At 37.7% G+C, this 13,802-nt stretch carries 14 protein-coding genes and 1 pseudogene; 3 read left to right on the top strand and 12 right to left on the bottom strand.

Annotation, left to right across the window (positions count from 1 at the left end):
- Positions 1-33: 33 nt before the first annotated feature.
- The gene (locus tag AC1DEF_RS24970) at positions 34-1,302 is read right to left on the bottom strand and encodes a glycosyltransferase (protein WP_097823042.1); all 1,269 of its coding nucleotides are present in this window, start codon (positions 1,300-1,302) and stop codon (positions 34-36) included.
- Positions 1,303-1,924: 622 nt separating this feature from the next.
- Here AC1DEF_RS24970 and AC1DEF_RS24965 point away from each other — a divergent pair.
- From AC1DEF_RS24965 to AC1DEF_RS24955, 3 genes are all read left to right on the top strand, one after another.
- Positions 1,925-3,427: a BCCT family transporter gene (locus AC1DEF_RS24965; protein ID WP_097823043.1), complete on the top strand. Its 1,503-nt coding sequence runs from the start codon at positions 1,925-1,927 to the stop codon at positions 3,425-3,427.
- 439 nt (positions 3,428-3,866) lie between these two features.
- Complete coding sequence (locus tag AC1DEF_RS24960) at positions 3,867-5,048, top strand: cation:proton antiporter (RefSeq protein ID WP_097823044.1); 1,182 nt, start codon at positions 3,867-3,869, stop codon at positions 5,046-5,048.
- A gap of 139 nt (positions 5,049-5,187) precedes the next feature.
- Complete coding sequence (locus tag AC1DEF_RS24955; RefSeq protein ID WP_097823045.1) at positions 5,188-5,397, top strand: hypothetical protein; 210 nt, start codon at positions 5,188-5,190, stop codon at positions 5,395-5,397.
- Positions 5,398-5,444: 47 nt separating this feature from the next.
- Here the strand turns inward: AC1DEF_RS24955 and AC1DEF_RS24950 are convergent.
- The 11 genes and pseudogenes from AC1DEF_RS24950 to AC1DEF_RS24900 form a co-directional block, all read right to left on the bottom strand.
- Positions 5,445-5,624, bottom strand: a pseudogene (locus AC1DEF_RS24950) (IS3 family transposase); the annotation flags it as partial.
- A 200-nt stretch (positions 5,625-5,824) separates the two neighbouring features.
- Positions 5,825-6,781: a malate dehydrogenase gene (gene mdh / locus AC1DEF_RS24945; protein WP_013058360.1), complete on the bottom strand. Its 957-nt coding sequence runs from the start codon at positions 6,779-6,781 to the stop codon at positions 5,825-5,827.
- Between the two features lie 35 nt (positions 6,782-6,816).
- On the bottom strand, positions 6,817-7,230 hold the full coding sequence (locus AC1DEF_RS24940; RefSeq protein ID WP_097823046.1) for a BMC domain-containing protein: 414 nt from the start codon (positions 7,228-7,230) through the stop codon (positions 6,817-6,819).
- Positions 7,223-7,507, bottom strand: a complete 285-nt coding sequence (locus AC1DEF_RS24935; protein WP_013058362.1) for a EutN/CcmL family microcompartment protein — start codon at positions 7,505-7,507, stop codon at positions 7,223-7,225. Before AC1DEF_RS24935 ends, AC1DEF_RS24940 begins: the two co-directional genes overlap by 8 nt.
- On the bottom strand, positions 7,504-8,169 hold the full coding sequence (locus AC1DEF_RS24930) for a hypothetical protein (protein ID WP_097823047.1): 666 nt from the start codon (positions 8,167-8,169) through the stop codon (positions 7,504-7,506). The genes AC1DEF_RS24935 and AC1DEF_RS24930 overlap by 4 nt, the downstream gene beginning before the upstream one ends.
- Positions 8,166-8,819 (bottom strand): phosphate propanoyltransferase, encoded by a 654-nt coding sequence (locus tag AC1DEF_RS24925; protein WP_043978256.1) that lies wholly within the window; start codon positions 8,817-8,819, stop codon positions 8,166-8,168. The genes AC1DEF_RS24930 and AC1DEF_RS24925 overlap by 4 nt, the downstream gene beginning before the upstream one ends.
- Before the next feature lie 25 nt (positions 8,820-8,844).
- Positions 8,845-9,138: an ethanolamine utilization microcompartment protein EutM gene (eutM, locus tag AC1DEF_RS24920; protein WP_013058365.1), complete on the bottom strand. Its 294-nt coding sequence runs from the start codon at positions 9,136-9,138 to the stop codon at positions 8,845-8,847.
- A 16-nt stretch (positions 9,139-9,154) separates the two neighbouring features.
- Positions 9,155-10,684 carry an acetaldehyde dehydrogenase (acetylating) gene (locus tag AC1DEF_RS24915; protein ID WP_097823048.1) on the bottom strand — a complete coding sequence of 510 codons (1,530 nt, stop codon included), beginning with the start codon at positions 10,682-10,684 and terminating at the stop codon, positions 9,155-9,157.
- A gap of 34 nt (positions 10,685-10,718) precedes the next feature.
- On the bottom strand, positions 10,719-11,372 hold the full coding sequence (gene eutL, locus AC1DEF_RS24910; protein WP_097823049.1) for an ethanolamine utilization microcompartment protein EutL: 654 nt from the start codon (positions 11,370-11,372) through the stop codon (positions 10,719-10,721).
- A 12-nt stretch (positions 11,373-11,384) separates the two neighbouring features.
- Entirely contained in the window at positions 11,385-12,410 is a 1,026-nt protein-coding gene (eutC, locus tag AC1DEF_RS24905) for an ethanolamine ammonia-lyase subunit EutC (RefSeq protein ID WP_097823050.1), read from the bottom strand.
- Positions 12,411-12,422: 12 nt separating this feature from the next.
- A complete protein-coding gene (locus AC1DEF_RS24900; protein WP_075421840.1) occupies positions 12,423-13,787 on the bottom strand; it encodes an ethanolamine ammonia-lyase subunit EutB in 1,365 nt (454 codons plus the stop codon).
- Positions 13,788-13,802 lie beyond the last annotated feature (15 nt).

The following is a 13,802-nucleotide window of genomic DNA, read 5'->3' as shown; positions in this document are numbered from 1 at the left end:
GGAATGTTTGCCTGCTTTATAGTTTTTGATATTTTACTTCTTTTTTGCGTTATGTACTACGCTTTCTATATGTTTCACCGCTTGGTATACACCACTTTCCGATTGAATGATGCTTTTTATTTGTTGAGCATTTTCAATATACTCTTTATTTTCTACTTGTTCTAACGCCTGAGCCAATTCGAATACTTGGAGATTTTTTTCTTGTAACGGCTTTAATGAATACCCTTTTTTGTAGAGGAGATGTGCCCAAAACGGTTGATCCACTGTAAACGGAACGATAATTTGTGGTACGCCACTCAGTAAAGCTTCAGACATTGTTCCAACACCTCCATGATGAATAATGCCTTTAGCACGTTTAAATAAAAGTCTATGGGGTGCTTGGTCAACGGCGAGTATATTCTCTTGTTGATTAAACTTCATACCGCTTGTTCCTGTTAACACTATTGCGCGATTGTCCGTCTCCTCTAATGCCTGAACCAACTTTTGTTTAAAAATTGATGGACTCTTTAAAGGCATAGAACTAAATGATACTACAATAGGCTTCTTTCCTTTTTCTAGAAAGTTTTCTATTTGATTGGGTAGCACCTCTTCCTCTACATCTAAAAAGAAAAACCCTGGTAGAAATACAGAACCTTTCCAACTCTCTACTTCTTTGAAAAGAAAAGGACTAATCGGATAAAGTATAGGAATAGGTGCACCGTTTACGTCATATGTGTAAAGTCCGGCTTTTCTCTTTGGGAATTTTAACGTTTTTTCTCTAAAATCGTTAATTTCTTTCATAAAAGGGTATTCACTGAATTTTATTAGCTTGTAGGATAATTTATTTAATGTAGAGCCAAAGCTTTTTTTTGACGATAAAGAGAAATTTGGGAACTCTGTAATTGGGTACATAATTGGAACGGGCGGTAAGCAAATGCAAGGAATATGATAGTACACAGCAATATCAACCGCACCAAGAGCCTTAGGATGATAAATGATTAGATCTGCTCCTTGGGAAGCCTGATAAAAATCATCCATACTTTTTCTGTAGGATGGAGCAATTTTTTCTTTTAAAAACTTCATTATCTTAAAAGGTGAAAACCTTTTACCATTAAGTATATCTCTTCCTTCCTCGCTCTCCATTATTGCCATCAAATCAGTAGAAGCGGGATGAAAAGAAACCCTATTTTCTTCAATAAAACGTTGAAACGTCGCACCTGTACAAATAACTACTTCATGCCCATTCTTAATCATTTCTCGAGCAAGTGCAATATAAGGCTGTACATCTCCTCTACTGCCTAACGTTAAAATTGCTACTTTCATAATTTTCACCCCCACAATAAATAATAACTTAATTTTTGTGTTTTGCTGCAACTATATTTTAGCTTATGTATGAATTTTTCTTATTTATTTAATTTTTGATTTCGTTAAGTTAAATGATAATGTCTTACGATTTGCGATAGTTCTTGCATTCACAGATAATTTAATCTTTGCATAGGTAATAAGGCAGATTAACCCCTTTGTTGAATATAAAATTACTCACCCTTTAAAAATTGCAAGATTTATAGTTTTTAGTTTGATTGCTATAGCCAACTTATACTGGATAAAATTTTGAAACAGAGTCTTTATATTCTCATGTCTTCTTTTTATCATAATTTATATATCAATTAAGATTGGGGCGTTATGAAAAAGAGAATATAGATCGCAAAAAAAGAAAAACTTATTTCTGTTTTAAAAGACATTAATTCCAGGCTTAGTCTATTGAAATGATTATAAGGTTGTAAAAGCTCTATCCTTACTGAATAGCTGGTATAAAAGACGTTTTTTTATTCCTTATTAAGGGAATCAAAATAGAGAAATTGAAATAGGTAAATGCAAATAGCAATTTGAAATATTCCAAAACTTATGTTTAAAATTTTAATTTAAAATATAAAGGAGGAAGATCGTGAAGAAAACAACACCTATTTTTTGGATATCTTTAATCATTAGCGTTTTATTTGTAGGCTGGGGTATATTAAAACCAAATAATCTACTTCACGTCATGACCACCGCCGAAAGTTATTTGCTTAATCGTTTTGGTTGGTTTTATCAATTTTCTGCCACATTCTTTTTAATCTTTGCCTTAGTATTAGCTTTTAGTCGATTTGGAAAAATAAAATTGGGGAAACCCCATGAAAAACCTGAGTTTAGTACCCCTACTTGGTTCGCTATGTTATTTAGCGCTGGGATGGGAATTGGTTTACTTTTTTACGGGATTTCTGAGCCAATCTCCCACTATGCCACTCCCCCTTTTGGGAAACCTCAAACAATTGAATCTGCAAAACTGAGTCTAGAATATACATATTTACACTGGGGATTTCATGCTTGGGCAATTTATGCTGTAGTGGCACTTGCCTTAGCCTATTATAAATTCCGGAAAGACATGCCTGGATTAATGAGTGCAACCCTGACCCCTCTTATTGGAAATAAGAGCAAAGGACCAATTGGATACGCAGTGGATATTATAGCTGTGTTTGCTACTATATTTGGGGTGGCAGCATCTTTAGGGTTAGGAGCTTCACAAATAAATAGTGGATTCCATTACCTAACAGGTATGCCAATTAGCTATAAAGTTCAACTCGTTATTATTGCCATTACGACTATTTTATTTATTACCTCTGCAGGAACTGGTGTTTCAAAAGGTATCAAATATTTGAGCAACACTAACATGGTTTTAGCTGTCGTTCTATTTGTTTCCTTTCTTTTTCTTGGACCTACACAATACTTAATAGAGCTTTTCTCTACAACCTTTGGTTCCTACGTTCAACAATTACCAAGCATGGGGCTGCGATTTGCTCCCTTTAATTCTGACAATAACCAGTGGGTAAAAGATTGGACCATTTTTTATTGGGCTTGGTGGATATCATGGACCCCATTTGTGGGAACTTTCATTGCACGCGTATCTAAAGGAAGAACGGTTCGTGAATTTATTATGGCTGTATTAATCGTTCCAACACTTGTATGCTCAATATGGTTTGGCGTATTTGGAGGTACCGGTATTTATTTTGATTTTGTTAAAGGATTAGATGTGGCAAAACAAAGCTTAGAAACGTCTCTATTCTTTGTGTATGATCAAATGCCGTTTGGAGGGTTTCTTTCTACTATCTCTGTAGTCCTTATTTTGACGTTCTTTGTGACCTCTGCAGACTCAGCCACTTTTGTTCTGGGGATGCAAACTACAAATGGAAACTTAAATCCACCTTTCTTTGTTACATTTATTTGGGGAATCATTTTAGCTGCTATTTCAGCAATTTTATTAGGTACAGGTGGCCTGCAAGGCATGCAAGCAGCTATTATTGTCAGTGCATTACCCTTAGGGATTGTTCTTCTATTCATGTCTTACGCATTAATTAAGTCCTTCCGACAAGAAGTTTCTGAAGATAAAAAGCAAAAGAAAAAAACTGCTTAACTTATTTCAATATGAAGCAGCTTTAAAAGGTTTACGATTTATTTTTAAATCGGTATTTATATCTTTTGATTGAGGGAAACTTTATATTACACATAATGTATGTAAGCTATGTTAAAGGTTGTTTCCTCTTAATGAGGAAACAACCTTTCTCTTCTTGCATGTTTGTAAGCACAAACTTACTTTTCTATGATTGAAATTGTATTCAAATTTATACTATTTATCATTATATAAGTAATTTATTACTTATATAATGATACCTTAGGAAAATATCATCTATAATAAACAAAGTTATAAGGATCGCGCATTATTGAAACAAGAATTAGTAAAGCAGTACATCTCTCCAGGTGAACAGAAACCTATCCCTAAAGAGAATGTACCCTTACCAATACTTGGCACATGAAGCATAATTTTAGTTTTAAAGAGACAAAGGAGCATAAGAATGGTTACATATTGGATTATTTTATTAGCTATCGCTGTAGGTGTAGTATTTATCGCAGAAAAAATGAAACAACCTTATCCCACTTTTCTTGTAGTAATAGGATTAATCATTGGTTTGGTACCAATTCCTGCATTGGGAGAAATAAAAAGTTATGCAGCCAATGATACCGTGTTTCAAACGACCGTTATTTTTATCTTTTTATCAGCTTTGTTAGGGGATGCAGCACTTAAACTGCCTTTTGATGAACTAAAACGTAATAAGAAATCTATTTCTTTATTAGCTTTTTTAGGCACATTTCTTACCTTCTTACTAGTTGCTGCTTCTACTTATTTTTTCTTGCACCTTTCTTTACAGGAAGCCTTAATTTTCGGTGCACTTATGGCAGCTACTGACCCTGTATCCGTTCTAAGTATTTTTAAGTCAATGGGCCTAAACAAGCGCCTCTCCATTGTGGTCGAAGGAGAAAGTTTAGCAAATGATGGAGTTGCTGTTGTACTATTTCAAATTGCTGTGGTAACTACTGCCTTGAGCTTAACAGGTACATTAAATGCGCTGCTTGAATTTCTGAAAGTTGTAAGTGGAGGCATATTGATTGGTGGAGTGTTTGGTTTATTAGCTTCTCGTATTACATCTAAGATTGATCATTACTTAGTGGAGACTGGATTATCAATGGTTCTATTTTATGGTACGTTTCAGCTTGCTGAACACTTTGATGTTTCTGGGGTAATATCTGTGGTAGTAGGTGGCGTAATCTTAGGAACTTATGGACGAAACGTAGGTATGTCAGATCTAACACATGAAAAAGTGAATTCCTTCTGGGAAACGATTGCTTTTCTCTCTAATGCGCTTATTTTCTTACTGGTAGGATTAGAAGTAAGTCGTATTGATTTTTTAGACAAAGGATGGCTTATCGTTGGAAGTATTCTTATTGTTCTTTTAGCACGTTTTCTCGCTGTCTATATAAGCTTAGCTTTTGATAAATCCATTCCAACTTCATGGAAACCTATTATTTCGTGGGGAGGGTTAAAAGGCTCTCTTTCAATTGCGCTTGTTTTAGGCATTACACCCGAATTTGAAGGGAAAAATCTGTTATTAGCCATGACATTTAGTAATGTAGTCTTTTCTCTTCTTGTTCAAGGAACAACACTAAAAAAATTAGTTTCATTTTTGAATGTAAAATAAACGCCTATACTAAAAGAGAGTTGATGTTATTTTTGAAACTTTTCTTACACCCACTCGTAGATCCATAAGAAGCAACCTTACTCCTTTCTTAGTAGACATACAATAAATACGCGATAGACAGCGTACAAGGAGGAATTAGATGGAATCAAAAATGAGTTGGTGTATTAAAAATCCTTCGTTTTATTTAGGAGCTGTTTTATTTCTGATCTTTGGTAGCCAATGCGTTATGGGATATATAAAAGAACATCAATTCTACGTTCTAGAGAGCATATTAAGTATCATAGGCGTTTTTATGATTGTTCTAACGGTGAAACAGAAACTTGCTCATCATTCATCAAAAAGCACTTAGTTATATGGGAAGGACCCCTGATTTCGAGACAAGGATCAAAACACCTTTTAAACAGCCAGTTTTCGGTATTGTACCGGTGACTGGTTATTTAGTTTTGTTTGAATACGGATATGGTTATAATAAATAATATAGCTTTCGACAGTTTGTTCTACGATGTCAGTCGTAGTACATGTTAACTCATCGAGGTAAAATGTTTCAGACTTCAGGCTGGAATGAAACGATTCAATTCAATTGCTTTTAATTTCACTTCTACTGGATAGCTCACTCTTGCCCCCATAGAAAAAACACCTCTAGGTTATTGTTAGGTACTACATACCTGTTTTTTAACTTAAAGGTGTTTTTTATTTGTCTCACTTCATGGGGGCAGTCCCGAGCAGCTAAAGGGTTTTAAAAGCTATTTTATGTTTTGCTTTGACTAAAGGCTGGTTTAGCTGAATACTTCTGAAGACTCTAAGATAGCCATAACGCTTTGTACGGATTCGATTGAACGTTTTAGCCCTTCATTTTCCTTTTCCGTTAAAGGAAGTTCAATGATATGTTCAATTCCATCTCCTCCTAGGATTGTGGGTACACCTAGGTAAAGGTTATTACAGCCATATTCCCCTTCTAGATAAGCTACAGAAGGGAGAATTCGCTTCTTATCCTTTAAGATTGCTTCTGCCATTTGAACCATAGAAGCAGCAGGAGCATAATAGGCACTTCCATTTCCAAGCAGGTTAACGATTTCTCCTCCACCTTTGCGGGTTCGCTCTACAATCGCTTCTATACGTTCAGGTGAAATGATTTTATCAAGTGGAATTCCTCCGGCATACGAATAACGAACTAATGGTACCATATCATCTCCGTGGCCCCCTAAAACAAATCCTGATACATCTTCAACAGAGATATTTAATTCTTGAGCCACAAATGTATTAAAGCGGGCTGTATCTAATACACCAGATTGGCCTATTACTCTATTCTTAGGGAACCCCGTAGTCTTATAACAAACGTATGTCATTGCATCAACTGGATTACTTAATACAATAATATAACTGTTTGGTGCATGCTTTTTTACATTTTCCGATACTTCTTTCATAATCTTTGCGTTTGTTGAGACTAGGTCATCACGGCTCATTCCCGGTTTTCTTGGAAGTCCTGCAGTAATTAATACTAAATCTGCATCCTGAATGTCCTCATAGCTAGATGTTCCCTTAATATTAGCGTCAAATCCTTGGACTGGGCTTGCCTCTAACATATCAAGTGCTTTTCCTTTAGTCGGGTTAGTCTGGGAAGGAATATCAACTAATACTACGTCTCCAAGTTCTTTTTGTGCCATCATTAATGCTGCTGTGGCTCCTGTAAATCCCGCTCCAATTACAGCTATTTTTTTACGCTTAAATGCCATGATTTATCCCCCGTTCTCCGTCGTTTATATGTATGTTATTCTACTTTTTGATCTTCTTCTACAGCAGCAGAATCTGCTTTTGCTTTATATTGAATACTGGATTTTGTTTTAGCAGCAGATGATTTTTTAGTCGCTTTATTGTCTTTAGGTGTCTCCTTTAACTGCGATTCTTTATTCTCATCTTTTAATAGGCTATTTCCAACCTCTTCATCAGGATGGGGAATTACATGCGCTGACACTAATTCTCCAACGCGAGCCGCTTCTTCTTTTCCCATATCTACAGCTGCTTGTACTGCACTAACATCACCTTCAACTAACACTGTTACAAGGGCTGCATCCACTTTTTCCTGCTTCACTAAGCGGACATCAGCTGATTTTAACATCGCATCCGCTGCGACGATTGAACCTATTAAGCCTCTTGTTTCAATCATGCCAAGAGCTTTAGCCATTCTCTCCACCTCTTTCTATATCAACAGAATCTATAATCCCGATAATAATTGCATCAATGGGTAATGGAGTGTCGGATGCCATATGTGCTGCGGCACTTCCTTGAGTAACCATTACCTTATCACCAATCCCGGCTCCAATACGATCAACTGCAATAAAAGAAGAGTCGTTATTCGATTTATTTAAAAGTTCAGGTTGAACAACTAAAAACTTTAAACCGCGTAAGTTATCTTCTTTTCTTGTTGCCCAGACGTTGCCAATTACTGTCCCTATTTTCATAAAACATCCGCTCCCTCTACGTCTATCACGCAAATTTCTTTTCCTAATTCTCTTGCTGTATCGCGCGCTAAAGGAGTGATAATCGTTTTAGGTGAAACAGTAATTTTGTCTTCTTCTACTAATTTCACATGTCTTTGGGTTAGCACTGGTTCTGTAAATGATACAGAACGCCTGTTTAAGCCTGATTGCAAAAATCTCTCAAATGATTGGATTTTTACTCCAAAGCTTTCTAATGTATTTTTATAAGCGATTAAATGTGCTGCATATTTATTGTTTACTGTTTTTTTTTGATTACTGGATAGCAAAACGTTTCCTAAAGTTACAGAAGGAATGAGTGAAACAGAAATTCCTTCTAGCAAAGCCTCAGCTAAAAGATAACTTTCTAGTGTATCTGTCATACCAAGAGCCCCTTTTACTAGCAGGTCCTGCTTTGCTTCTGCAAATAAAATACCTTGTATATCTTTTGGAAGGTTTTCTTTTTGGTCATCGCTGTAAACCAGTGTCCAGCTTGTTTCTAACTTTTTGATTTGAATTGGATCAATTTCCGCCGACTCTTTCACGATCAGCAGCTTTGGCTTTACGTTTAGGTGCTGCTTGTCTGATTTATCTAATCGTTTTAAAACTTCTACTACAATTTGTTCAATCAGAGCATGATTGTTCATAAAGCTTCCTCGTATAGAGACAGAATCCCTGTAGCTCCAGTAGAAATTAGCCCAGCATTCGCTTCATCTGTATCAATATGCATTTCAAGCTTAAACTTTGGCGAAACTCGAATTAATACACGTTCGAGCGTAGTAGGTCTTTCTCCTTGAGCGGTAATGCGAACACACTGACCATTTTTTACACCATAAGCTTCAGCATCATCCGGCGTCATATGAATATGAGCTCGTGCAATGATTAAGCCTTCTTTCTTGTAAATGCTACCCTTTGGTCCAACTAATGTAATTGCTTCTGAATTCTTTATATCTCCAGACTCACGTAGTGGAGGAACAGAACCAAGTTTAATTGAATCTGTTTTACTGACCTCCACTTGAGTTATACTCCTTGCTGGACCAAGGACTCGCACCTTTTCGATGCTTCCTTTAGGTCCCACAATAGTAACTGTTTCATTAGCTGCAAATTGCCCAGGCTGAGACAGGTCTGATTTTTTTGTTAGCTCATACCCTGCTCCAAAAAGAGCTTCTACATCTTCTATACTTAAGTGACAGTGTCTAGCAGATACAGCCATTGGGACTGTATTGCTTTGCTTGGTTGTTTGACTTAGCTGCTGAACAACCTCTGCTACAATCGATTGAATGGCCTGCTTATTCATGCGCTATGCTCCTAACTTTTTAAGCTTATAGTTCACTATCAATTTTTGGTAAAATACTTTCTAATTCATTGTGTGGGCGTGGGATAACGTGAACGGAAATAAGTTCTCCAACGCGCTGTGCAGCTGCTGCACCAGAATCTGTCGCTGCTTTTACCGCGCCTACGTCACCGCGTACTAAAACCGTTACAATTCCTCCACCTACGTGAACTTTACCAACTAAATGTACGTTTGCTGCTTTTACCATTGCGTCTGCTGCCTCTACTGATGCTACTAATCCTTTTGTTTCAATCATTCCTAATGCTGTTAGTTCTCTTGCCATTTTTAATTCCTCCTAATTAGTTTGTTTGATATTTTTGAAGTGCTTGATTAACCATTTCAGCAATTGCTGCCGAATCAATTGGTCCCTGTGGTTTTAAATGATTCATAACTTCGTTGACAATTTCCTGTACGTCTTGATGATCTTTTGTATCTGACGAAGCAGAGATAAAAGATACGGATGGTTTCGGAATTGTCACCTCTTTTGTACCATAAGCCATTCGCTTAATATTTAATAAATGTCGAGCGGTCACATTGTCTGATGTAATGTTACCTCCGAACGAACCGCATCCTAATGTAAAGGAAGGCTTAAGTCCAGTGGTACCACCCACAGCTCCAACTGACGAGAGTGTGTTAACCATAAGTCTTGAGACGGGCATTTCAAGAGCAAACGTTTTAGCTACAGCATCATCGTTTGTATGAAGTGATAAGCTATGACCTCTTCCTCCAAGGTTTAATAAGCTTAAACATAATTCCCTTGCTTGTTCGTCGTTCTTAGCTGTATACAATGGGAAGATAGGTGCTAGCTTTTCAATCGAAAATGGTACATCCTTGGCCACCTTTGTTTCTTCAGCAACTAAGATGCGTGTATCAGAAGGTACTGTAATACCTGCCATTTCAGCAATTTTCACAGCACTTTGACCAACAATATTTGGATTAAGCTTCTTTGGAATCGGTGAAATCACTTTTTCCATCTTGGCTTTCTCTTCTGAATTTAAAAAGTAGGCTCCATTATTCTTTAATTCTCTAATAGCCATTTGTTGAATATTAAGATCGACAACAATTGCTTGCTCGGTTGCACAGATCGTGCCGTTGTCGAACGTTTTGCTATCGACAATCATTTTTACTGCTTGGTCAACCTTCGCAGTCTTTTCAATATATACAGGTACATTTCCTGGACCTACACCGTAAGCTGGTTTCCCAGAACTATACGCTGCTCGAACGAGACCACTTCCACCTGTTGCTAGAATTAAGTTCACATCTTTATGCTTCATTAATTCATTGGTTGCTGCCATAGAAGGATTAGAAATCCAACCAATAATCCCTTCTGGAGCTCCTGCTTCAACTGCTGCACGGGAACAAATTTTAAGTGCTTCTACTGTACAGTTCATTGCCCGAGGATGAGGGCTGACCACTAGAGCATTTCTAGTTTTTAAACTAATTAATGTCTTGAAGATAGCCGTTGAAGTTGGGTTAGTTGTAGGAATAATTCCAGCAACAACTCCAAAAGGAGAGGCGACTTCTATCACTTTGTTCGCTCTATCTTCGTGAACAATACCTACTGTTTTTTCATTTTTAATTGATTCATAAACAGCTCTAGATCCTACCTCATTTTTGATTTTCTTATGTTCTACAACACCCATTCGCGTTTCTTCCACTGCCATTTTCGCTAATTCCAATGCTTTAGAATAGGCTGCTTCGGCAACTTGTTCAACAATGCGATCTACTTGTTCTTGTGAAAATTTCAAGTATACCTGCTGTGCGGCTTTTGCCTTTTCCACTGCATCTCGCATCTCTTGCAAAGATTGAAGATCTTGATCAAACTGCATATCCAACAACTCCTTTCTACTGTCTATAAGCTTTTTAATAATGAACTGGATTTCTTGCAATGTCTAAAATAGCCTGGCGAAACGCATCAGCAGCTGCTTGACAGGCTGATTGAGATCCTGTTAAAAACCCACCGCCAAAATTCGTTTCAGAAGGAGGGGCAAAAAATTTCACAAGTTCTACATCAGCTGCTTTAAGCGCTACATCAAGTCCATACATAGCCTCTAGTGGAGGGGCAATTAAATAAGCTAGCGGTTCGCCAATATCGATTCCTGCTTCTTTAGAAAGATAAGAACCTGTTCTTGCCACCACATGTGCATACAGCGCGTGATTTTTCTCTTCATCTAACGCTTCAAAATAGGCATCTGATTTTGTCACTTGTAAAACAGCCTCAATACCAGCTTTAACTTCATCTGGACTTGGACCTGCTAATACCCCAATCATTTCACCTGATAGCGGACCTGACGCATGGGCAGCGCCAGCATAAAAGGAACGGGCATAAGCTACCTCAACGTCTGCTCTTTTAGTGGCTTCATCTAAAGCTGTATAGCCTACGTCATCAATACTTGATGTAAACACGGCTAAACTTCTATGGTAAGGCTGCAAGTTAAACTGTTGAACTAAGGCGTCATCCACATTTGGAATCACACGAACAGCTAAAATGTCAGCATGGATACGTGTTAAAGCCACTCTTATTCACCTCTATTGTTCTTTTTGAACAAGCGATACTCCGCTAGCTTCATATTTTAAAATTTTTTGAACCAATGTACCGAGATAAGCACCCGCTTCAACTGGAGGAATACCGCCTTTATGAATATTGGAAACCACCATTCTCTCAGCTTCAATCATTCCTTTTTTCGGTTCATAGCATAAATAGGCACTTAAAGATTCTGCGCTTATAAGTCCCGGGCGTTCTCCAATCAAAAGTACCACCACTTTTGGCGTCAGAAGTTCACCAATGTCGTCCATTACAGCAACTCGACCTTTTTCTATGTAAAACGGAACGCCGACATCTAAACCAGCGCTTTTTAAGGACTGTTGAAGAGATAGGTAAACATCTTCGACATTTTCTTCAATGGCCTTGGAGCTTAAACCATCAGAAACAATAATTTGAACAGTTGGTGATTTGGTACATCTCTCTTGAATGCACTTTTTTGCTTCGTCTGATAGCTTTCGTCCATAATCCGGCCGGCGAATGTATACTTCTTTATCCGTTACCTGAGTATTTACTTTAAATAAGTTCAGCCGTTTTAAAAGGTCGTCGTTCACATTGCCATACACAGCGTCAACGGCTGCTGCATGGTCATAGCGGAATTTCAGCCATGTTTCTGTTCGCGGACGTAAACCTGCTCTGCCAATCCCTATTCGGGCAGGTGTTTTTTGAATCAATGTATCTAATTCTTCTTGATTCACTGGGTTTTTAATACCCGGCACCTGCTGCTTTGGTTCAATGTTCTCTTCCTGCTGAATAGGCATTTTACTTTCAGGCAGAGATGCCGAATTATCTTCTTGAATATTCGGAAATTTAATTAATTCCTTTGCCGACTCTTCTTCTACCACTTCAGTTAGAGGCCCATTAGTTACCTTCGTATTGGCATTGGCTGTGTGAGCCCAAAAAGCTACGCTGCTTTGACGTTCGTCAGTAGGAGAATTTTGTTCGAAACTAGACTGTTTTTCTAGCTTTTCAACAATGGATCGTGTAATTTTTTCAATCAATTCAGGATTCATCCTCTTTATCACCTACCTTGTAAAAATACTTGGATCTCCTGCGTATTTACTTAATTTCCCTTGTTCAAAAATCCCCATTTTCTCAAGCCATTCTGCAAATAAAGGAGAAGGCTGTTTCCCCATCGTTTGCCTTAAAGTCGCTACATCGTGGTAGCTCATTGATTGGTAGTTAAGCATACAATCATCACCCATTGGTGTTGCGATAATAAAATTAACACCTGCAGCTGTTAGCAATACACCCAGATCTTCAATATCATTTTGATCTGCTTTGATATGATTGGTGTAACAAATATCTACACCCATCGGAATTCCATGCATCTTTGCCATAAAATGATCTTCTAAGCCTGCGCGAATAACTTGTTTGTTGTTATATAAGTACTCAGGTCCAATAAAACCGACCACGGTATTTACAATGTAAGGGTCATAATGACGTGCAAACCCATAGTTACGCGACTCTAACGTTAGCTGATCCATTCCAAAATGCGCTTCAGCTGATAGCTCAGAACCTTGTCCTGTTTCAAAATATAAGCGTTGAGGCCCTGTTCCTGTTCCGTGACTTTTTGCTAATTGATTTGCCTCTTCTAGTAAGGCAGCGCTGATTCCAAATGAACGGTTAGCGGCTTCTGTTCCAGCAATACTTTGGAAAATCATATCCGCTGGTGCTCCTTGTTCAATGGCTTTCATCTGAGTCGTAACATGAGCCAAGACACAGTTTTGAGAGGGAATCTCCCAATCGTTCATAAAACTTTTTGTAGCGTGCAGCAGCCTTTTTACACTTTCAACTGAGTCATCTACAGGATTAATACCAATAACCGCGTCTCCAATTCCGTAAGACAGCCCTTCTTTTAAAGAAGCAATCATTCCTTCTACATTGTCTGTAGGGTGATTAGGCTGCAGTCTAGAAGCTAAGACTCCTTTTTGGCCAATAGTAATGTTGCATTTTGTTAAAATTTCAACCTTATTTGCGGCGTGAACTAAATCGAGGTTTGACATTAATTTTGCTACTGCAGCAATAATTTCACTATTTAACCCTCGACTAATCCTCTTTAAATCCTCACCCGTTGTTTCATCACTTAAGATATACTCTCTAAGCTCTGCTATGGACCAATTTTTCATTGCTTGATAGATAGGTTCATTTACTTGACTCTCAATAATTTGAGATACTTCGTCTTCTTCAGGTGAAATCATTGGATTTTCGCGAATATCAGCAAGTGTTAATTCGCTAAGCACCTCTTTTGCAGCAATTCTTTCTTGAACGGTTTCTGCAGCTAAACCTGCCAGCCGGTCACCAGACTTTTCTTCATTTGCCTTAGCGAACAGATCTTTTAAATCAGAAAATTGATAAACAGCACCTAAATAATGTGTGTGTAACTTCACCAGTGAAGCCCCCTT

The organism is Priestia sp. 10L35 (genome assembly GCF_056395685.1).
The sequence above is the reverse complement of the archived record's forward strand: the minus strand, read 5'-3'. Positions and strand labels throughout refer to the sequence as shown.